Source organism: Pseudomonas sp. HLG18, assembly GCF_051903985.1.
In the GTDB taxonomy this organism is placed as follows: Bacteria; Pseudomonadota; Gammaproteobacteria; order Pseudomonadales; family Pseudomonadaceae; genus Aquipseudomonas; species Aquipseudomonas fluorescens_BT.
The window spans coordinates 5,489,892-5,510,844 of record NZ_CP195831.1 but is presented as its reverse complement, the minus strand read 5'-3'; the positions used below and the strand labels follow the sequence as shown (position 1 = coordinate 5,510,844).

Below are 20,953 nucleotides of genomic sequence, written 5' to 3'. Positions count from 1 at the left end.
CCGCCTCGCCAGGAAGGCCAACCAACAGCTGGAGCGCAACATATATGAGGAACGCACATGGCTGAGGCCACGCCCGCGCTTGAAATCCGCAACCTGCACAAACGCTACGGACAGCTTGAGGTGCTCAAAGGCATCTCGCTGACCGCCCGCGACGGCGATGTGATCTCGATCCTCGGTTCCTCCGGTTCCGGCAAGTCCACGTTCCTGCGTTGCATCAACCTGTTGGAAAACCCGCACCAGGGCCAGATCCTGGTCGCCGGCGAAGAACTCAAGCTCAAGGCCGCCAAGAATGGCGAACTGGTTGCCGCCGACGGCAAGCAGATCAATCGCCTGCGCTCCGAGATTGGTTTTGTATTTCAAAACTTTAATCTGTGGCCGCACATGAGTGTGCTCGACAACATCATCGAAGCCCCGCGCCGCGTGCTCGGCCAGAGCAAGGCCGAAGCCATCGAAGTCGCCGAAGCCCTGCTGGCCAAGGTCGGCATCGCCGACAAGCGCCACGCCTACCCGGCGCAGCTGTCCGGCGGCCAGCAACAGCGCGCGGCGATTGCCCGCACACTGGCGATGCAGCCCAAGGTGATCCTGTTCGACGAGCCCACCTCCGCCCTTGACCCGGAAATGGTCCAGGAAGTACTTAATGTCATCCGCGCATTGGCCGAAGAAGGCCGCACCATGCTGCTCGTGACCCACGAAATGGGGTTCGCCCGTCAGGTGTCCAGTGAAGTGGTATTCCTCCACCAGGGCCTGGTCGAAGAGCAAGGATCGCCACAGCAGGTGTTCGACAACCCGCTTTCGGCGCGCTGCAAACAATTCATGTCCAGCAACCGCTAACGGAGCTACCCGCATGCAGAACTACAAAAAGGTCTTCCTGGCCGCCGCCGTCTCCCTGGCGTTCAGCGCCGGCGCCATGGCCGAGACCCTGAAGATGGGCATCGAAGCCGCTTACCCGCCGTTCAACAATAAAGACGCCAGTGGCCAGGTCGTCGGTTTCGACAAAGACATCGGCGACGCCCTGTGCGCCAAGATGAAAGTCGAATGCAGCGTCGTGACTTCCGACTGGGACGGCATCATCCCGGCCCTGAACGCCAAAAAGTTCGACTTCCTGATTTCCTCGCTGTCGATCACCGACGAGCGCAAGGGCGCGGTGGACTTCACCGACCCGTACTACTCGAACAAGCTGCAGTTCATCGCGCCGAAAAACGTCGATTTCAAAACCGACAAGGACTCGCTCAAAGGCAAGATCATCGGTACGCAACGCGCGACCCTGGCCGGCACCTGGCTTGAAGACACTTACGGTAGCGATATCGAAGTCAAACTCTATGACACTCAGGAAAACGCCTACCTGGACCTGACGTCCGGTCGTGTCGACGCGATTCTGGCCGACAAGTACGCCAACTATGACTGGCTGAAAACCGACGCAGGCAAGAACTACGAGTTCAAGGGCAACGCGGTCGTGGAAAGCGACAAGATCGGCATCGCCGTGCGCAAAGGTGACCCGCTGCGCGAGAAGCTGAACGCCGCATTGAAGGAAATCGTTGCCGACGGTACCTACAAGAAGATCAACGACAAGTACTTCCCGTTCAGCATCTACTGATCCTGACGTGCGGGACCTGCACCGTGCTCTGACGGTGCAGGCTCCCGGCCTTGCCTGCCGCGATTTGAAAAGAAATCCATGATTATCGACCTCTACGGATTCGGCCCGGCGCTCGCCGCCGGTGCGCTGATGACCGTCAAACTGGCACTTACGGCTCTGTGTCTCGGGCTGGTGCTCGGTCTGCTCGGCGCCCTGGCCAAGACTTCCCCGTACAAGCCGCTGCAATGGCTTGGCGGCACTTATTCGACCCTGGTACGCGGCGTCCCGGAATTGCTCTGGGTATTGCTGATCTACTTCGGTACGGTCAATGCGATGCGCGCGCTCGGGGAGTTCTTCGGCAATCCCGATCTGGAACTCAGCGCCTTCGCCGCCGGCGTCATCGCGCTGGGCCTGTGCTTCGGCGCCTACGCCACGGAAGTGTTTCGTGGTGCGATTCTCGCCATTCCCAAAGGGCACCGTGAGGCTGGTGTGGCCCTGGGCCTGTCGAAATGGCGGATCTTCACCAAGCTGATCATGCCGCAGATGTGGCGCATCGCCCTGCCCGGTCTGGGTAACCTGTTCATGATCCTGATGAAGGACACCGCCCTGGTGTCAGTCATCGGCCTGGAAGAAATCATGCGTCACGCACAGATCGGCGTGACCGTGTCCAAACAGCCGTTCACCTTTTATATGGTCGCCGCCCTCATGTACCTGTGCCTGACGGTGCTGGCGATGACAGGCATGCACTTCCTGGAAAAACGCGCCGCACGCGGCTTCGCGAGGAGCGCTCAATGAACTGGGAAGTCATTATCAAGTGGCTGCCGAAACTGGCGCAGAGCGCGACCCTGACTCTGGAACTGGTGGCCATCGCAGTCATCGCCGGTCTGCTGCTGGCGATCCCGCTGGGCATCGCCCGCTCTTCGAAGCTGTGGTACGTGCGCGCTTTGCCCTACGCCTACATCTTCTTTTTCCGTGGCACGCCGTTGCTGGTTCAACTGTTCCTTGTCTATTACGGCCTGGCGCAGTTCGACGCGGTACGCAGCAGCTCGCTGTGGCCCTACCTGCGTGATCCGTTCTGGTGCGCGACCGCGACCATGACACTGCACACCGCGGCGTACATCGCCGAGATCCTGCGCGGCGCAATCCAGGCCATTCCGCCGGGTGAAATCGAAGCGGCGCGGGCTCTGGGCATGTCCCGGCCGAAAGCGCTGTTCTACATCATCCTGCCGCGCGCTGCGCGCATCGGCTTGCCGGCCTACAGCAACGAAGTGATTCTGATGCTCAAGGCCAGCGCCCTGGCCAGCACCGTAACGCTGCTGGAGCTGACCGGCATGGCGCGCACGATCATTGCCCGTACTTACCTGCCGGTGGAGATCTTCTTCGCTGCCGGCTTGTTCTACCTGGTGATGGCCTACGTGCTGGTTCGCGGTTTCAAACTGCTGGAACGCTGGCTGCGCGTCGATGCGTGCCAGGGACGCTGACTCTTCTTACGTGCTGACGGGCGAGGACTTACTCGCCCGCTTCACCGCACTGGATACATTTCTCACAACGCATCAGGCGCTGTGGAAACCCCGCCCGTTTACTCATCTGCATTTACCCTGGGAAGCATCCTGCCCGGAGCTGGCTTCGTGGCTACGCGGACGATCGCTGGAAGAGGCGGAAAACGCCCACAACAACCCTGCCGAACTTTTGGATGCACCCGAGCCCTTTGCTTCATTGGCAGCGTTGTCGCTTGAATTGAGTGCGGTGGGTGAGTTGCCTGCACACTCACTGGAAGCTGCCGGCCATCGCCAGAATGTCGATGTACCGGGGCGCAAATGGCAGCAGATCGAGGCCTTCGCCAGCCGCTTGTCGTTTGCCGCGCAACCGAAGCACTGGCTGGACTGGTGTTCGGGTAAAGGCCATTTGGGGCGGCGTCTGCTCGGTGCCGATCAGCAACTCACTTGCCTGGAATATGATCCAGCGCTGGTCGCGAGCGGTCAGGCGCTGAGTCAGCGTCATCAGTTGCACGCACTGCATGTCGAGCAGGATGTACTCGCCGCGAACACCGCTTTATTGCTGAACGCCGAACACACACCTGTTGCCCTGCACGCTTGTGGTGATCTGCATGTGCGGCTGATGCAACTGGCCAGCGCCGCAGGTTGCCGACAGTTGGCAATCGCTCCGTGCTGCTATAACCGGATCAATCGAGCGGAGTATCAGGCGTTATCTTCCGCCGGCTCGCACTCTGCCCTACAGCTGTCGCTGGAAGATCTGTCCCTGCCGATGAGCGAAACCGTCACCGCCGGTGCCCGTGTCCGACGTCAGCGCGACACTTCCATGGCCCGCCGGCTGGCTTTCGATTTGCTGCAGCGGCAAGTGCGCGGCACCGACGAATACCTGCCGACGCCGTCGCTGCCGAGCGCATGGCTGGACAAACCGTTCGCCGATTACTGCTGCGACCTGGCAGCGTTGAAAGAGTTATCCACAATCGGCTCGCCGGATTGGGTAGCTCTCGAAGCCGCCGGTTGGCAGCGGTTGGCCGAAGTTCGCAACCTGGAATTGCTGCGCGGACTCTTCCGACGCCCGCTGGAGCTTTGGCTGAATCTTGATCGGGCACTTTTCCTCACCGAACAGGGATACGTCGTACGTCTCGGCACCTTCTGCGAAGCGCCGCTCACACCGCGTAATTTCCTGCTGTTGGCAGAACGCGCTTAAATCTTTACGGCCTGTGGATAACTCTGTTGATGGATTTCTCTTGGATCCCATATCCGCGCCTGTTTCAGGCCACTAACAGCCTTGGTCATTTTTTGTTCACATGAATAAAAAACCGATAAAACAGGGATTTGCGCACCAAATGAGAACCCTTTCACAAAATCCCCTCTAAGCCCACCCTCTTCAAAGCCTGTTGTGCATAAGCCCCCAAGCAAAAGGACATATCCGCCGAATCATGGACGCAGGGAACGGAAAATTGCGCCGGCCAGCCACCCTTGCTATACAGACCTACGCCGTGCAGGTAGCGCAGGCCCGAACAAGAAAAAATCGACCGACAGGAAGCGACCGTGACGTTCATTTCTTACGCACAGAATTTCGAGGACGTTCGCCTTTGGCGCGCCCTGCAGTATTTTGAAAACGGTTTTTATATCGACGTCGGCGCCAATGACCCGATCCACGACTCGGTCACCAAAGCCTTTTACGATCGCGGCTGGCAGGGCATCAATGTCGAACCGATGCAGAACTATTACGACGCGCTCCGCCACCATCGCCCCCGCGACACCACGCTGCAATGCGTGGCCAGCGACCAGCCGGGCGAACTGACCTTCTACGGCATTCCCGACACCGGCCTGTCCACCGCTGACCCGGTCGTTGCGCAAGAGCGCAAAAACCTCGGCATGGACGTGCAAAGCCTCACCGTCACCGCACGCACACTGACCTCGATCTGCGAAGAACACGCCGCCGAGCGGCCGATCCACTTCCTGAAAATCGACGTCGAGGGCCACGAAGAAACCGTCCTGCGCGGGATGGACTTCGGCCGCTTCCGCCCCTGGATCATCCTCATCGAAACCCCATGGGAGCGCGACCACACCTGGGAACACCTGGTGACCGACGCCGGTTACACCAACGTCCTGTTCGACGGCCTCAACAGCTTCTTCCTCGCCAACGAACACATCAACCTCAAACCCGCGTTCGACCTGCCACCGTGCAACCTCGACAACTTTCAGCTGTGCAAAGGCCACAACCTCGCCCACCCGGTAAACCCGGCCCTGGAAACCGCCCTGCAACGCGCCGAACACGCCGAAGCCGAACTGCGCGCCATGCAAAACAGCCGCACCTGGCGCGCTGTACAAAAACTGCGCAACGTCCTGCGCCGGGCGTGATTCGCAGAGCGCGCAAAAATAGTCTGAATTCAGGGGTTTACAGAAGCACCCGAGTCGCTATAATCGTCGCCCACACGCCGGTATAGCTCAGATGGTAGAGCAACTGACTTGTAATCAGTAGGTCCCGGGTTCGATTCCTGGTGCCGGCACCATACAAAACGAAGCCCCTGCAGAAATGCAGGGGCTTTGTTGTTTCTCGGCATTATGACGGCCTGTGTTTAACCGTTTACCATCTGCTGGCGTAATTCTTCTTCACGTAACGGTTGATGTAACTGTTTAAACCTTGCCCTGCCACAGCCAAACGTATTAGCTCTGCCACAATCACAGCGCCGGGCTTGAGCGAATCATAAAGATAAGTTCTGTAAGCACCCTTTGCGAATTGAATCGTGATTGATCCCCGCCCTAGTTCATAAGCAATCACGCCTGAATCTCCAGCCAGGTTCTTATACTGCGCCATAACGTCCTTCCCCGACCGTACGATCACGAGTAACTGTTTCTAATCAAAATAGACGACTCTCAGCATATCCTCAGGCTTAGGCTCACTGAGTTCCCCTTGAACTCGCGGGAGCTTCGCAAGGCGCTGGTCGATGACGATCCACAAACCGTCGCCCACAAAAAAGCCCTCGCATCACTGAAAGGGCTTTGTGTTACCGCATCAATCAATGCCCAGCGCTCTGCCCACCATCCACATGCAGAATCTCGCCAGTCACAAAGTTCGCGTTATCGAGATACACCACCGCCTGCGCAATATCGTCGATCTCGCCCATGTGCCCGACCGGATGCAGCGCGCCCAGTGCCGCGTGGGTTTCTTCGCCGTGCATCGGCGTTTTGATGATGCCCGGCGATACCGCGTTTACCCGGATTCCGCGTTTGGCGTATTCGATGGCCAGGGATTTAGTGGCGGCGTTGAGGCCGCCCTTGGTCAGCGACGCGAGGACCGAGGGCACGCCGTCGATGGCGTGGTCGACCAGGCTGGTGGTGATATTGACCACGTGGCCCTTGCCTTGTTTTTCCATCTCGGCGATGGCCAGTTGGGTGATGTAGAAGAAGCCGTTGAGGTTGACCGACAGCACCGCCGCGTAGTCTTCCGGGGTGTAGGCGGTGAACGGTTTGGCGACGAAGATGCCGGCGTTGTTGACCAGGGTGTCGATGCGGCCGAAGCGTGCCACGCCTTCGCTGATCACGCGTTGAGCGGTGGCCGGGTCGCCGATGTCGCCAGCGATGGTCAGGATTTGCGGATCGTTCGACGGCTTGATTGAGCGCGAAGTGGCGACGATGTTGTAGCCCAGCTCACGGAAGGCCTTGACCATGCCTTCGCCCAGACCTTGGGAGGCGCCAGTGATAACGACGGTTTTTTTCGAGTTGCTCATGATGAAATCCTCAATCAATAAATAAGTGTTGAATCAGGCGCTAGCCAGTTGTTTCAGCATTTGTTCGTAGTACTCGACCGATTGCGAACCGGAGACCAGGTGCTTGCCGTTCAGGATCAGCGCGGGCACCGAGTTGATCCCGTGCTGTCGGTAAAACGCCTGCAGTTGCCGCACTTCGCTGGCGAATTCGTCGCTGGCCAGCACCTTGCGGGCCCTCGCCGCCTCCAGCCCCGCTTCGGTCGCCAGACGGATCAGCGTCGGGTGATCGTTGGGGTTGTCGCCGTCGCGGAAGTAAGCGCGCAGCAGGATCTTTTTCAGCACGACTTGCCGCCCTTCCTGCGCTGCCCACATCAGCAATCGATGGGCATCGAAGGTGTTGTGAAAGTGCGTGCGTTTTTCCAGGTCGAACTCGAAACCGATGGCCTTGCCGCGCTCGATTTGCATCTTTTTGCCGGCGGCAACGTCTTCGGCGGTGCGACCGTATTTGCGCATCAGGTGCTGCACGGCCGGTTCGCCTTCGGCGGGCATGTCCGGGTTGAGTTCGAAGGGTTTGTAGGTCAGCTCCACCGAAACCTCGCCGGCCAGATTGCCGATCGCCTGCTCCAGCGCCGTCGCCCCGAGTGCGCACCAGGGGCACACCACGTCGGAGACGAAATCGATGGTCACGGTCGGGGTCATGACTGGCCCCGTTCCGCCAGTTGTCGGCGGTATTCGGTGGTGGTGATGCCGGCGTAGCCCCAGTTATCGGTGTCGACTTCTTCGATCACGATGTGGGTCAGGTCCGGGCGTTTGTTGAGGACGCGTTCCAGGGTTTCAGTGATTTCGGCGATCACCTGAGCTTTCTGCTCACGGGTAACGCCGTCGCGGGTGATGCGTACGCTGACAAATGGCATGACGACTACTCCAGTGACCTGCCCTCGGGATGATGGTCAGGTGTTGGAGCTCAATGTAGGCGTGTGCCAGGAGGGGAAAAAGTAGGGGTGGGGTACTTCATTTGTGAGGTGGTGTAATGAATAGCCTGTCAAAATCGCGCCAAAATTCCTTTGAAAAAACACGAAGACGCACCCAAACCGTGCACTTTTTTTGACCCCAATCACCCCCACGTCACCAAAAACCCCGATCCTGTGTCAGCCTCCAGCCATCGGCGGGGACATCGATTCGCTACTAATTGCGCGACAACTATGCTCAGGTACAGGAATATAGCCGGCAAATGGCGCCGTTCAGGCCGTCACGTACACAACAATACCCAGCCCACTTCAGAGGGCATTACCCATGGATAGCAGAACCTTACGCAACCTCATGCGCATCGTGCAGACCGGCTCCTTGTCGGCCGCAGCCGAGCATTCGTGCCTGACTGTGCAGGCCCTGGCCGCGCAGTTGAACAAGGTCGAAGAACAGTTCGGTTTCCGCTTGTTTCGCCGTTCCAACAAAGGACTGACGCTGACGCCGCAAGGCACAGAGCTGACGCCTTATATGGACAGAGTGCTGATTGCCACGCGGCAGATGGAAGAGAAAGTCGAGGCGCTGAAGGTGCCGGGACAGCGCACGTTGAAAGTGGCGTTGAACACCACGCTGGACCCGGACTTCAACCGACGATTGATCGGGCGCTTGATCGATGTGTTCCCCGACTACCAGATGGAATTCAGCTACGCCGAGTCGATGGAAAATCTCAGCAAGCTGAAGAACGAGGACTTCGACCTGGCGGTGCTGATCGGCCCGCAGCGTCCGGGGTTGCCGAGCATTGTCCTGCCGGAAGTGCAGGTACAGGTGGTCGGCGCTCATTGCGGTCAGGAGAACGATCCGCTGACGTTGCTCGGCAACAAGTTTCAGGTGCGTCCTGCAGAAGATTGCCCGTATTCCCACAGCTTTTTGCGTTTTCTCGACGCCGGGCTGGGCAATTTCGAGAACAGCCAGCGGACGATTTACTCCTGCAGCGAAACGCTGACCCTGTCACTCATCACGCAGATGGACGCGGTCGGCATGGTCTCCCGCGAGGCCGCGCAGAAGAACGGCCTGACGATTTTCCCCGGGTTCGAGGATTTCCTCGAAGTGCGCCTGGCGGTGAACAACCCGGATCTGTCCGGCCAGGCGTTGAACGACGTGGTCGACCTGCCGTTACATGAACGAGCCGAGCGCAATGTACGCAGCCGTCCCAACCGCCACACTGAGAAAGAGGTTTTTGCTGAAATACGCACATAACAGCGTCGGAATCGCTGCATAGAGTTCCGGGCGATCGAGCTGTATGTGCTGTTCCTTGATCAACAAGGGGGTCAGGCTGATCGCAGCGACGATCGCCACCGGCAGGTATTCCAGCGCCCGGGCGACGAAGGGCGGCCAGTGCTCGGTGTTGACCTGCAGCGGCAAGGCCCGTGGCAGGAAGGTCACGGCCATCATCAGCGCGACCACCAGGATCAGGAACGTTTGGTCAGGCATACACCCACTCCACAGCCCACAAACGTGGCGATGAAAACGTTGAACGGCGAGCTGCCCACCAGACTCAGTGCGCCCATGCAGACGACTGCGGCCATAGCGGCGATGAGTTTGTTGCGGGTGTTGCACAGCGAGACCAGCACGTAGAGCATCATTGCGGTCAGCGCGTAGTCGAGCTGGTATTTGATCAGGTGCGAAGCGTATTGCGCACACAGGGCCCCGAGCAATCCGCCGATCACCCACGAGGTGTGGCAGAACAGGTTGAAGCCGATCAGATAACGGATGTTCACCGGCGCCCCGGTGCCCAGCTTGACGCTGTGAAAGGCGAACGATTCATCGGTGAGCCCGCCGGCATAGCACCAGCGCTCCATGCGGCTCAGGCCCAGCGCCCGCAGGGCCTTCGCCATGTAGACCGACATCAGCATGTGCCGCGCATTGATCAGAAATGTGGTCAGCACGATGGTGGTCAGCGACGCACCGCTGCTGATCAGCGCCAGCGCCGCGAATTGCGAAGCCCCGGCATACACGAACAGACACATGGCCACCGGCAGCCACAGCGGCAGCCCGGCGTTGACCGCCATCAGCCCGAAGACGAACGACACGGTGAAGTAGCCGGCCACCACCGGGCTGGCTTCGGCAAAGGTGCGCGATGGCTGACGGTCGACCATCAGCGGCGCACTGCCGGATGTTTCATTCATAGATCCCTCTCAAATGTCCGTTCGCCGTGAGGCTCGCAAAAACCCTGGGCCGTCCAGAAACGCTTGCCCGCGAGGTTAGCATCGTCAACGAACAGAAACATCCGCAGCACACCGACCCGTTTCATGTCGGCCGACGCCGCTTCCACCAGCCGCTGCCCCACACCCTGGCTGCGATAGCGCGCGCTGACAGCCAGATGGTTGATGGTGCCGCGACTGCCGAGCATGCCGCCCAATACTGCGCCAACGATCTCGCCCTCGACATCGAAGGCGAGATAGGCCGTGGTGGTTTTCTGGATCAGCACGCCGCGCAGGCATTTGGCATCCTGCCATTCGCAGAACGACACTTCGTCGAACTGGCGGAAGAAACGCTCCATGCGCTGCGCGTCCTTGGCCGTCGCACGCCGCAGCACCACCGGCGTCGAGCACTCGACGCCGTCGATTGGGGTGATCTGATTAGCGAACAATGTCGAAAGCGGTCCCGGGCCGCGAGAAGGAAATCGCCAGAATCTGCCGGTACGCCATGGCATGGGAGTGGGTGTTGCGCGCTGGCGTGACGTAGTGGCGCATGTCGCGGTCGAGGAAGTAAGTGGTGTCGAGAATTTCCTGGTAGGTGGTCGACGCCAGTTGCTGCTCGTGAATGTCGTACAGGCGGCTTTCGGCCCCCTCGACATTGTTGCGACCCCAGAAGTGCACACCGCTGAACGGGTAACCGTCGCAGTGGATGCCTTCCGGCGTGATTTCCAGCTGTTTGCCGGGTTTGATCTCGATGCGGATCTGATGGATCTGGCATTGCCAGATTTCATTGTGCAACTCTTCCGGCAACACGCTTTTGTACACTTCGAAATCGGTGTCGATCAGGCTGCGCATCACCGGCGAAGTAATCACTTCGTCGGAGAAGTCCTGGAAGTGCCGCACAACGCCGCCCACGTAGGCGTTGTTCTCCTTGGACTGCACGTACGCGCGGTGTTCCAGTTGCTTCAGCTCGCGCGTCTTGGGGTTGTATTCAAAGTCGCTGTAACGACGGTAACGCATGCCGGCTTCGGCCTGACCGTAGTAACTGTCAGGCTCCATGTTTTCCCAACTTTTGGTCAGTCTGACAAAGTCGGCGAAATGACCGTAGAGATTGAAGTCAGCACCCTGCACATTGGCGTATTTGTCGCGCCGTAGCGATTCGCCCACTTCTCTGGTTAAAACGATCATTACCCAATTCTCCGCTGCATTGAACGGCCTAATCTATTAGGTGGAGAATTTGCGTCCATGAGAAAGAATTTCAGGCATTTAAAGCGCTGTTTGAAACGCGATTTGAAACGCCTTGAAAGTGCATTTCAAATGACAAAAACACGGGTTTTTATGCTGTTTTCGCAAAAAACGTCAAAAAAAACCCCGAACCAGTCGGGGTTTTTCTGACGCGTGTCGCGGCTTCAAACGATCATCAGAAGATGTTGATCGGGTAATCCACGAACACACGCAACTCGTTGCCGCTGACGTTGTATTCGCTGGATTTCTGCGAAACACGCAGGATCGAGCTACGCACTTTCACGCTCAGGTCCTTGGCCGGGCCACTCTGCACGACGTACTTGAACTGGTTGAAGATTTCGCGCTCGGTGCCGCCTTCGCTGGTGGATGTGGTGATGTTGTCGCCACGCACGTAAGCGAAGTTGTAGCTCAGACCCGGAACACCGAATGCGCCGAAGTCCAGGCCGTAGCCCAGTTGCCAGCTGCGCTCGTCTTCAGCGTTGAAGTCCGACCAGTAGGAGTTGGCCAGGTAGATGGTGTTGCCACCGTCACCCACGCGACCTTGGCCTTTCTGGTAGCCGCCATAGGCGTAACCCAGGTTGCTGTCACCGGTGGAGCGCTGGTGCGCCACGGTGAACGAGTGCGGGCCGGTGGCGAAAGTGGCTGCCAGGCTCCAGATCTTGTTGTCGTCGCCGGTTACGCCGTTTTCGCGGACATAGGAGTTGTCCAGCTTGGTGCGGTAACCATTGAAGTCCAGGGTCAGGGACTGATCCTTGTCGATCGGGAACACGTAGTTGGCGTTCACGTATTGCTTCTTCAGCACGTCTTCGACGTCGGAAGCGTACAGCGCAGCCTTGAACTGTTCGGTGAACTGGTAGCTGCCGCCCAACACGTTGATCGACTTCAGGCCACCGCTGTCACGGCCTTCAGCGCTTTTACGCGATTCGGCGGTGAAACGACCGGCATCCAGTTGCAGACCTTTGATCTCTTTGGAGGTGATCAAGGTACCGGTGTAGCTTTCCGGCAGCAGGCGCACGTTGTCGTAGCTCAGCACCGGCAGGGCCGGCATCTGGTCGCCGTAGGTCAGTACGGTGTTGGAGATACGGAATTTGACGGCTGCACCGCCCTTCGACAGGTCGTCGGCAGCGTTACCGCTGTCACCGCGCTTGAAGAAGTCGATACCGCCCGCACCGCTGCGGCCCTTGCCGCCATCCAGGCGCAGTGCGTACAGACCGAAGGCATCCACACCGACACCGACGGTGCCCTGGGTGAAACCGGACGAGAACGTACCGATGGCCGCTTGGCCCCATTCCGCTTTGTCCTGGTTGCCGTCTTTGTAGTCACGATTGATGTAGGCATTGCGCAGCAGCACTTTGAGGCTGCTGTCTTCAACAAAACCCTTGGACTCTGCCTGGTCGTTAGCCATGGCCGAAGTGGCACTCAACATCCCCAGTGCGATCAAACTGATTCGCTTGTTCAACATCTTGTTTTCCTTATTGCGGGTTGAAACGCGCTGTGTCGAACGGCTGAAACGGCGCTTATTGCACTCTTTTATTCACCCCGAAACAAAAAGACCCGCTCAAGACAATGTCATGGCGGGCCTGCTCCTGATTTTGAGTCATGGCGGTTAGCCACAGGCGTTGGGCCGAATCGTAGCCGCGCCCTGAACAATGTGTCAATTTCAAGAATCGTCTTTAAATAGGCAAAAATCGTCTAATAAAAGTAAATTTTACGATGGTTGCGTGCTGGGAATTGCCTGTAATCAGGGATTTTGATGTCCGCTCACGCACAACCATCGAGGCCACAGACCGGCAAGGCTTGCACCACGGGTGCCGACGGAACCGACTCGCTCAACCATTGTGCAAAGGCCTGCGGTTTGCCGAGCCACGGGCCGATATCGATCAGAGTGAACTGACCGTCCTGCTCCAGTGCAAAGGTTGGAAAGCCTTGACCACCGAGTTTCGCCAACAATGCGCGGCTGTTCTTTATGTGTTGATCGGTATCAGTGGCCTTGAGGTTTTTGAGGAAAGTGTCCGCCTCGTAGCCTATCTCTACCGCGCAGTCCACGAGCACGACCTCATCGGCAATCCGCCGGCCTTCTACATAGTGTGCGGTTTGCAAACGACCCAGCAGTTCCAGGCCACGCCCATCGAGGCGTTCTGCTGCCATGACAGCGGCAATCGGTGGCGTGGAATCAAATACCGCCGTGTGATCACGCAACAGACCTTCGAAATAGGCTTCGCCAAACGGCTGTCCGGTGTATTCGGCAATGCGTCGGTCGTGAGGTATCACGTAATTGCGCAGTTGCGGTGAAACGCTCTGACGGTTGGCACCGGTCATCATGCCGCCAGCATGGGCGATCACCGGCAGAACTTGCTGTGCGGCCTGTACCAGCGGCTTGGCGCCGTAGCACCAGCCACACAGCGGGTCGTAGATGTAATGAAGAGTCATCGAAAAGCTCCGGCTGGAAGATGGGAAAAATGATGCCGGCACATTAGTCCATGGGTCGTTGCGGAAAAACGCCGGAATGGCTTTCAGTCTGTTTCGGCAATCGGTCAAATGCGCTCATTGTCCGCTCCGACACAAACATGAAATAAATTGACACAATCCAACCAAGGAACCTTTCAGGAATAATTAACGGAAGCAAATGCAAAGCATTACCATCCGCGCGTTTGAATTCTTTCACCCTTTCGGATGCGCTTTTCAATGCCTGCCCCGTTCCGTCTTACGCCCGTCACGCTTGGGCTCTCTGCCGTTTTGTCCTCCGGTTTCGCTTACTCCGCGACCGAACTTCCCGCCACTTCGATCAGCGCTGAAGCGCAGGCCGACGACCCGCGCGTAAAGGTCAGCAACACCGCAACCCGTACGTCCACCCCCGTGCGCTACGTGCCGCAGGCGATCGATTCGATCAAGACTGCCAACGTCGCGGATTACGGCATCAATGACATCGAAGACGCCCTGAGCGGGATTCCCAACGTCAGCGGCGCAGGCGATACGCGCTTCGACAGCCTGCGCATCCGGGGTTTCGACGCCAGCAACGACTTCTATCTGGACGGCATCCGCGACGACAGCCAGTACAAGCGCGATCTGCACAACATCGAACGCGTCGAAGTGCTCAAGGGGCCGGCCGCCGTGCTGTATGGCCGTGGCAGCCAGGGCGGGATCGTCAACCGTGTGAGCAAGGCGCCCGAATCCGGCCGCCGCTCGACCATTGAGGCCCAGGGCGGCAGCGAAGATCTGCGCAGCCTGTACGCCGACCTCAGCGCCGACCCGAGCGAGAACATCAGCCTGCGCCTGAACATGGGCAACATGGACGAGAACAGCTTCCGCGACGGTGTCAGCGGCAACCGCAAACTGTTTGCGCCGTCGATGAGCTGGCAGCTTACGCCTGACCTGAACTGGCTGGTGCAGTACGAATACAGCCGCTACAACCGTACGCCGGATCGCGGCATTCCCGGCGTCGGTGGACGTCCGGCGGATGTTGGCCGAGACACGACCTACGGCAACGATCACGACTTCATCGATGACAAGGCACAGTCCCTGCGCTCGAAGCTGAGCTATGAAATCAACGACAACTGGCAACTGCGCCACACCCTCGGTGTGTTCAAGCTCGACAGCGATTTCGACAACACCTACCTCACCGGTTTCGATGCGAAGACCAACAAGGTCACCCGCCAGCACTGGCAACAGGACCTGACCACCCGCAACGTATTCAACAACGTCGAACTGGAAGGTGGATTCGACACCTTCGGCCTCGAACACCGCTTGCTGACCGGCGTCGAAACCGGCAGCCAGCGCCGCGACCCGACGCTGTACAACGCGGCAACCTCCGGACGCGGCAGCTCCGCAGTGCCTTCGCTGGACCTGTACAACCCGGATCGAAATCTGCGCCACACCGGCCGTATGCAGGTGTCGAGCAGCAGCCATACAGAAGTCGAAAGTCGCGCGATCTACGTTCAGGACCAACTGCGCCTGAACGATCAATGGCAACTGCTGGCAGGCCTGCGCTATGACACCTTCGATATCGAGTCGACCAACAAACTGCGCAACATCTCCGAGGACCGTGACAGCCACAGCACCAGCCCGCGTTTCGGTGTGGTCTGGACGCCGCTGCAGAACCACTCGTTCTACGCCTCGTGGACCAAGACCTTCTCGCCGGTGGGCGGCGGTCTGATCGGTATCACTCCGGGCGCAGCCGGCAACACCAACGACCTGAGCCCGGAGCTGACCAAGCAGAAGGAAATCGGCGTCAAGAGCGACTGGCTCGACGATCGCCTGAGCACCACCCTGGCCATCTACGAGCTGGAACTCTACAACCGTCGCACCACCGATCCGAACGACCCGACCCTGACCGTACTCAGCGGTCTGCAGCGTTCGCGGGGGATCGAGTTGACCGGTACCGGCAAGATCGTCGGCAACTGGTACGTGCGCGGCGGCTTCGGCGTGCAGGACGCGACCATCGAGAAGGACAACAACGGCCTGGAAGGCAAACGCGTCAACAATGTCGCCAAGCACAACGGCAGCCTGTTCCTGACCTGGAAACCGGAGATGGGCTGGTACGGCGAAACCGGCCTGACCCTGGTCGGCCAGCGTTACGCCGACAACGCCAACACCACCGTGCTGCCGGGCTATGGGCGTTGGGACGCTCTGGTCGGTTACCGCCACAAGGACTGGGACCTGCGCGCAGCGCTGAACAACATCACCGACCGCGAGTATTACGCGTCGGCCACCAGCGCCTTCCAGATCCAGCCAGGCGCGCCGCGCAGCCTGGTCATGACCGGCACCTACAGCTTCTGATTCACGCCCATAAAAAAAGCGCTGCCATCCCGGCAGCGCTTTTTACAATCCTTGTCTGTTCTTCTTATCCTTCCATCACATCCCACAATGCGTCCAATTCGGCCTCGCTGAACAGGCCAGCGGGGTAACGCTCGATCATCATCCGGCGCGGATCAGGTTCCCTGATCTGACGCGTTCCATTGGACTTCAACCAGTGCGCGACAATCTGGAGCGACTCACTATTTACAGCCATGGGATGCATCGTCCGCTCGCTGATTACGTTCACTTCGGCGTTCATTTCCGCGCTCTCTCCCCGTTCGTGAGCGGCTACGTTATCCAAGGTTTATGACAGAACTGTTGAAGTTCTCCCCCCTCCCTAGTGCGTCATAAGCGATACAAGAGCTATGCCAATGTGTTGAAACTGCCGACAAGCGGATATAAAGAAACCCGCAGTCCTGACGGGCTGCGGGTTTCTCTTCAAGCGTAGGCAACAAATGACTGCCCGGTCGATTTTTCAATCAACTCAAGCTGTTACATCTGCACTCACTCTTTGTGCGGAGCGGGTTGCTGTTGGGTAAGGCAGTGAATATTGCCGCCCCCCAGTAACAGTTCGCGACCCGGCACCATCACCACTTCGTGTTGCGGGAACAGGTTCTGCAGAATCTCACGGGCCGGAGCATCCATTGGATCGTCAAAACTCGGCGCGATGATGCCGCCGTTGACGATCAGGAAGTTCACGTAGGAACCGGCCAGACGCACGCTCGGGTTGCGCTCCTGAGTGCCATCCACCGGGTCCACGCCTGCGCATTCCTCTTCGGTGGCAAACAGCGGCCCCGGAATCGGCATCTTGTGCACCGTGAACGGGCGCCCCTTGGCGTCGGTGCTGCTTTCCAGCACTTTCATCGCAGCCTGGCAGCGCGGGTAGTTCGGATCCTGCGGATCGTCAGTCCACGCCAGCAGCACTTCACCCGGACGCACATAGCAGCAGAAGTTATCCACATGGCCGTCGGTTTCGTCGTTGAACAGGCCATCCGGCAGCCAGATGATCTTGTCCACGGACAGGTTGTCGCGCAGCACCGCTTCGATTTCTTCACGACCCAGGTGCGGGTTGCGATTGCGGTTGAGCAGGCATTCTTCGGTGGTGATCAGGGTGCCTTCACCGTCGACATGAATCGAGCCGCCTTCGAGCACAAAGCCTTCGGTGCGATAGCGCGGGCTGCGCTCGATCTCGAGGATCTTGCCACCGACCTGGGAATCGCGGTTCCACGGCGAATACAGGCCTCCGTCAAAACCGCCCCAGGCGTTGAAGTCCCAGTTCACACCGCGCACTTCGCCGCTGTTATTGATCACGAAGGTCGGGCCGCTGTCGCGGACCCAGGCGTCATCGCTGGACATCTCGACCACGCGGATATTCGGCACATCAAGGCGCGCGCGAGCATTTTCGTACTGGCCGGCGGACACCGCCACGGTCACCGGTTCGAAACGCGCGATGGCCTTGGCCACGGCTGCATGAGCGACCTGCGCCGGCTTGCCGCCCAGACGCCAGTTGTCCGGACGCTCGGGCCAGATCATCCAGGTCTGGGTTTGCGGCGCCCACTCAGCCGGCATGTAGAAGCCATCGGCGCGTGGGGTACTTTTCAAGGTGGTCATGTCGATCAGGACTCCAGGGAACGGTCGAGGTTGTTCAACGCGCCGAACAGGTTTGGACGACGGACGATAGCGACTTTATAAACGATAAATATCGACTTTAAAAGCTGAAAACAAATATCGAGTTTTGTTTTCACCGATTAATACCGATAGAAATCGGTATTAATCGGACTATCACAGTCTCAGAGGCCTTCTTCCAGCACCTTCGACAGCATGTCGACAAAGAAATCCACACTCTGACGCGAGGTGACCATCGGCGGTTTGATCTTGAGGATGTTCAAGTCATCGCCGGTCGGCTGCATGAAGATCCCCAGCTCCCGCAGGCGATCACACAGCAGCATGGTTTCTTCGGTCGCCGGCTCCAGGGTCTGGCGATTGCGGATCAGTTCGACCCCCAGATAGAACCCCGAGCCATGCACCGCACCGACCAGCGGATGTTTATCGATCAATGCCTCCAGCCGCTGCTTGAAGTGCCCGCCGACCACCTGGGCGTTTTCCCAGAGTTTTTCCTCTTCCATCACATCGAGCACGGCCATGCCGATCTGGCAGCTCACCGGACTACCGCCAGCGGACGAGAAGAAGTAACCCTCGGCCTCCAGCGCTTCGGCGATTTCCCGCCGGGTGATCACGGCGCCCAGCGGCTGGCCATTACCCATGCCCTTGGCCATGGTGATGATGTCCGGCACCACGCCTTGCTCTTCGAAGCCCCAGAAGAAATTCCCCATACGCCCATAACCGACCTGTACCTCATCGGCGATGCACACACCGCCTCGAGCACGCACCAATTCATAAACTTTTTTCAGATAACCGGGTGGCAGCGAGATCCCGCCTGCATTGCCGTAGACCGGCTCGCAGATGAACCCGGCCAGTTGGCGTTTCTGCTCGTCGATTTTGGCCAGGTTGTGTTCGACGCTGCGCACGTAGTCCGGCGCCGAATCGAGCCCCCGGAATTCGCCCCGATAGATATTCGGCGCGGTCACCGGGTGCACCCAGTCCGGACGACTGCTCAGAGCCTGCGGGTTGTCGGCGATCGAGGTCGACACCGCATCTGCGCCGACCGTCCAGCCGTGATAGGCCTCCAGCACACTGAGCATGTCGCGCCCGCCGCTGTAGGCCCAGGCCAGGCGAATCGCCAGATCATTGGCTTCGCTGCCGCTGTTGACCAGGAACACCCGGTCCATGCCCTCCGGCGCCAGTTTCAGCAAACGTTCGGAAAACTCGGCGACCGCCGCATAGTTGAACCGCGAATTGGTATTGAGCAACGACCACTGTCGGCTCGCGACCGCCGCCATGCGTGGATGACCGTGCCCGAGCACCGCGACGTTATTGAGCATGTCGAGGTAGGAACGGCCTTGCATGTCGATCAGGTGATTGCGCCAGCCGCGTTCGATACGCGGCGGGTCGACGTAATAATGTTTTTGAGTGCGGGCGAAACTGGCGTCACGACGGGCAAGCAGGGCTTTCGCATCCAGCTCGGGCTCGGCGTCGCAGGCCAGGCCCAGCAGCGCTGCCGGCGATGGCGACAGTACCTGCCACGCCAGAGCACGGGTCGGCGTACAGAACAGCGGCGCCTCCAGATGCGCATCGCGGACCAGTTGCACAATCAACGGACCGTCCACCGATCCCAGCACCTGTCCTTTGACCAGCGCCGCGCCGCTGTGCAGCGAGGGCGTCACACCCCACAGGCGCACGCTCAGATTCGGGCCGTCGAGTCGCAGCGCGCCGTCAGCCGACAGATGCAGCACGCCGGCAAACGGCGCTTCGACTGCTGCCCCGCAAGGCACACGCAACTCGACGTGCAGCGGAAACGTCTCAGGTTCCCCGGCGCTGTCAGGCCGGGTGCGGGACAAACGGTACTGCCCGTATCGACTGGCAGCCAGACCATGGATCGCGGCGGCTTCACTCAACAGACGTTGATCGATGCCCGGCTGCTCCCAGTTGCCCGCCTCGAAGTGCGCGCTCAGAACACCCAGATCGATCAACGCGAATTCGCGCCCCACCAGCTCCGGCAACAAAGGTGCGAAACCTTCACTGTCGATGGCTGGCAACGCCTGCCCGACCGCCGAGAGGATCGCCGCTTCCATCAGCGCCAGAGGCACCGAAGTGGCGACCCGGAAGATTTCCCACTCATGCGCAAGATTGTCACGGCTGTAGGTATTGCCCGGATCGATGCTGACCTGTTGCTCGCCACTGAGCACCAGCACTGCCGCGCGCGTCACGATCAGCGGCCACAGCGCCTGCAATTCTTCGTGTTGCAGCGGATTGACTGCGTGATAGGCCTGTACCGCCGGCAGGATCACGAACGGATCGCCCCCGGCGTGATGCAGCAGCGCGGCGCAGGTGACCGACAGATCGGTGATGCGCCAGGTGCGCACCAGATCACCGAAATCGATGACGCCTTGCATTTGCCAGTGACGCCGGGCATCGCGCTGCCAGACCACGTTGTCATCGGTGATGTCCATGTGGATCGCCTGCACCGGCAATTTGTCCAGCAGCGGTTGCAGGCGCCGTCCAGCCTGCTCGGCGGCATCGGCGATCAGACCGCGCTGTTGCCGGTCCTCGATCACTGGCAGCAGGTGCTCGATCAGGGCGCCGGCATGGCGCGCATCCCACTGCAATGTACGTTCAAGTCCTGGATGGTCGAACCCGGCCAGGGCCAGATCCATTTCACCGCAGAGTCGACCGAATCCGGCAACCACCTCGTGGCCGAGATGATCCAGGGCCGTCAGAGACTGGCCCTCGATGTAGTCGAGCAGCCGCACATGCACCGCTTCTCCACCGATCTCCAGCGACAACAGGTCCTGGCCGTCACTGGCCGGGATGACCCGGGGAACGTGGACATCGCAATGTTCAACCAGATATTTCAGGCCGGCATGCTGGGCCTGCAGCTCCACCAGCGAATAGTCGCCGCGACAGATCTTCAGTACGAATCGCCCGCGTTCGCTGTCTACGCGATAGTTGAGATCCTGCTGGCTGCCCAGCGCCTGCAATGTGCCGCCCAACCCGTAATGTTGCTCCAACACTTGCAAGGCTTGCTCCGCAGTGACCTGCGGGCCGGGCAGACTGGCGCGGTGAATCAGCGTGGCGAACGACATGAAGCGACCCCTGTATTTTTATAAGGCGTTTATATCGCCATTGCTTCAGACGATAAGCAACCCCTTAAATCGGTTCAGATCGGGTAATGACTGCCGATACACACGACTATCATTAAAGGTGACTTTTCCCACAGGTTTTTCAGATTGCGTTCCACGCCCCTCCACCTCACCCTGAAGGATCAGAACTACCGTAGTGGTCTACCCGATGGCCGGTAGCGACCCGATAGACTATAAAAAACATCAGAACTCGCGCGCTCCGGCACTTTGCGCA

21 protein-coding genes and 1 tRNA gene are annotated in these 20,953 nt (G+C 59.2%); 9 read left to right on the top strand and 13 right to left on the bottom strand.

Features of this window, described 5'->3' with window-relative positions; genetic code table 11:
- The first annotated feature begins 57 nt into the window (after positions 1-57).
- The 7 genes from ACSPX5_RS25355 (at position 58) to ACSPX5_RS25325 (ending at position 5,582) form a co-directional block, all read left to right on the top strand.
- Positions 58-831 (top strand): ABC transporter ATP-binding protein, encoded by a 774-nt coding sequence (locus tag ACSPX5_RS25355; RefSeq protein ID WP_027922189.1) that lies wholly within the window; start codon positions 58-60, stop codon positions 829-831.
- Between the two features lie 13 nt (positions 832-844).
- Positions 845-1,594 (top strand): ABC transporter substrate-binding protein, encoded by a 750-nt coding sequence (locus ACSPX5_RS25350; protein WP_169428439.1) that lies wholly within the window; start codon positions 845-847, stop codon positions 1,592-1,594.
- 78 nt (positions 1,595-1,672) lie between these two features.
- A complete protein-coding gene (locus ACSPX5_RS25345) occupies positions 1,673-2,368 on the top strand; it encodes an ABC transporter permease (RefSeq protein WP_169428438.1) in 696 nt (231 codons plus the stop codon).
- The gene (locus ACSPX5_RS25340; RefSeq protein ID WP_439820479.1) at positions 2,365-3,054 is read left to right on the top strand and encodes an ABC transporter permease; all 690 of its coding nucleotides are present in this window, start codon (positions 2,365-2,367) and stop codon (positions 3,052-3,054) included. The genes ACSPX5_RS25345 and ACSPX5_RS25340 overlap by 4 nt, the downstream gene beginning before the upstream one ends.
- On the top strand, positions 3,035-4,270 hold the full coding sequence (locus tag ACSPX5_RS25335; protein ID WP_439820478.1) for a methyltransferase: 1,236 nt from the start codon (positions 3,035-3,037) through the stop codon (positions 4,268-4,270). The genes ACSPX5_RS25340 and ACSPX5_RS25335 overlap by 20 nt, the downstream gene beginning before the upstream one ends.
- A 344-nt stretch (positions 4,271-4,614) precedes the next feature.
- Positions 4,615-5,430, top strand: a complete 816-nt coding sequence (locus ACSPX5_RS25330) for an FkbM family methyltransferase (protein WP_439820477.1) — start codon at positions 4,615-4,617, stop codon at positions 5,428-5,430.
- A 76-nt stretch (positions 5,431-5,506) separates the two neighbouring features.
- Positions 5,507-5,582 (top strand) — tRNA-Thr (locus tag ACSPX5_RS25325).
- A gap of 74 nt (positions 5,583-5,656) precedes the next feature.
- Here the strand turns inward: ACSPX5_RS25325 and ACSPX5_RS25320 are convergent.
- From ACSPX5_RS25320 to ACSPX5_RS25305, 4 genes are all read right to left on the bottom strand, one after another.
- Positions 5,657-5,887, bottom strand: coding sequence for a hypothetical protein (locus tag ACSPX5_RS25320; RefSeq protein WP_169428434.1), 231 nt, complete (start codon positions 5,885-5,887; stop codon positions 5,657-5,659).
- A 202-nt stretch (positions 5,888-6,089) separates the two neighbouring features.
- Positions 6,090-6,800 carry an SDR family NAD(P)-dependent oxidoreductase gene (locus ACSPX5_RS25315; protein WP_085608639.1) on the bottom strand — a complete coding sequence of 237 codons (711 nt, stop codon included), beginning with the start codon at positions 6,798-6,800 and terminating at the stop codon, positions 6,090-6,092.
- Positions 6,801-6,833: 33 nt separating this feature from the next.
- Positions 6,834-7,478 (bottom strand): DsbA family oxidoreductase, encoded by a 645-nt coding sequence (locus ACSPX5_RS25310; RefSeq protein WP_169428432.1) that lies wholly within the window; start codon positions 7,476-7,478, stop codon positions 6,834-6,836.
- On the bottom strand, positions 7,475-7,693 hold the full coding sequence (locus tag ACSPX5_RS25305; RefSeq protein WP_007952610.1) for a tautomerase family protein: 219 nt from the start codon (positions 7,691-7,693) through the stop codon (positions 7,475-7,477). Before ACSPX5_RS25305 ends, ACSPX5_RS25310 begins: the two co-directional genes overlap by 4 nt.
- Positions 7,694-8,072: 379 nt before the next feature.
- Between ACSPX5_RS25305 and ACSPX5_RS25300 the strand changes: the two genes are divergently transcribed.
- Positions 8,073-8,999 carry a LysR family transcriptional regulator gene (locus tag ACSPX5_RS25300; protein ID WP_207866858.1) on the top strand — a complete coding sequence of 309 codons (927 nt, stop codon included), beginning with the start codon at positions 8,073-8,075 and terminating at the stop codon, positions 8,997-8,999.
- On the opposite strand, the gene ACSPX5_RS25295 is transcribed toward ACSPX5_RS25300, so the two are convergent.
- The 6 genes from ACSPX5_RS25295 to ACSPX5_RS25270 form a co-directional block, all read right to left on the bottom strand.
- The gene (locus ACSPX5_RS25295; protein ID WP_439820476.1) at positions 8,916-9,233 is read right to left on the bottom strand and encodes an AzlD domain-containing protein; all 318 of its coding nucleotides are present in this window, start codon (positions 9,231-9,233) and stop codon (positions 8,916-8,918) included. The two genes, ACSPX5_RS25300 and ACSPX5_RS25295, sit on opposite strands and share 84 nt — an antisense overlap.
- Entirely contained in the window at positions 9,212-9,928 is a 717-nt protein-coding gene (locus ACSPX5_RS25290) for an AzlC family ABC transporter permease (RefSeq protein WP_085702720.1), read from the bottom strand. The genes ACSPX5_RS25295 and ACSPX5_RS25290 overlap by 22 nt, the downstream gene beginning before the upstream one ends.
- Positions 9,925-10,302 (bottom strand): GNAT family N-acetyltransferase, encoded by a 378-nt coding sequence (locus ACSPX5_RS25285; RefSeq protein WP_096821986.1) that lies wholly within the window; start codon positions 10,300-10,302, stop codon positions 9,925-9,927. Before ACSPX5_RS25285 ends, ACSPX5_RS25290 begins: the two co-directional genes overlap by 4 nt.
- Before the next feature lie 79 nt (positions 10,303-10,381).
- A complete protein-coding gene (locus tag ACSPX5_RS25280) occupies positions 10,382-11,128 on the bottom strand; it encodes a 2OG-Fe dioxygenase family protein (protein ID WP_169428428.1) in 747 nt (248 codons plus the stop codon).
- 232 nt (positions 11,129-11,360) lie between these two features.
- Positions 11,361-12,647, bottom strand: a complete 1,287-nt coding sequence (locus ACSPX5_RS25275) for an OprD family porin (RefSeq protein ID WP_169428427.1) — start codon at positions 12,645-12,647, stop codon at positions 11,361-11,363.
- 299 nt (positions 12,648-12,946) lie between these two features.
- Entirely contained in the window at positions 12,947-13,615 is a 669-nt protein-coding gene (locus ACSPX5_RS25270) for a DsbA family protein (RefSeq protein WP_439820475.1), read from the bottom strand.
- Positions 13,616-13,870: 255 nt separating this feature from the next.
- Here ACSPX5_RS25270 and ACSPX5_RS25265 point away from each other — a divergent pair, with 255 nt between their 5' ends.
- On the top strand, positions 13,871-15,961 hold the full coding sequence (locus ACSPX5_RS25265; RefSeq protein ID WP_439820474.1) for a TonB-dependent receptor: 2,091 nt from the start codon (positions 13,871-13,873) through the stop codon (positions 15,959-15,961).
- Between the two features lie 64 nt (positions 15,962-16,025).
- Here the strand turns inward: ACSPX5_RS25265 and ACSPX5_RS25260 are convergent, their stop codons facing one another.
- The 3 genes from ACSPX5_RS25260 to ACSPX5_RS25250 all read right to left on the bottom strand — a co-directional run bounded on the left by ACSPX5_RS25260 (position 16,026) and on the right by ACSPX5_RS25250 (position 20,682).
- Complete coding sequence (locus tag ACSPX5_RS25260; protein WP_169428424.1) at positions 16,026-16,238, bottom strand: hypothetical protein; 213 nt, start codon at positions 16,236-16,238, stop codon at positions 16,026-16,028.
- Between the two features lie 245 nt (positions 16,239-16,483).
- Positions 16,484-17,590 (bottom strand): agmatine deiminase, encoded by a 1,107-nt coding sequence (aguA, locus tag ACSPX5_RS25255; RefSeq protein WP_169428423.1) that lies wholly within the window; start codon positions 17,588-17,590, stop codon positions 16,484-16,486.
- A gap of 179 nt (positions 17,591-17,769) precedes the next feature.
- Positions 17,770-20,682 carry an aminotransferase gene (locus ACSPX5_RS25250; protein WP_439820473.1) on the bottom strand — a complete coding sequence of 971 codons (2,913 nt, stop codon included), beginning with the start codon at positions 20,680-20,682 and terminating at the stop codon, positions 17,770-17,772.
- Between the last annotated feature and the right edge of the window lie 271 nt (positions 20,683-20,953).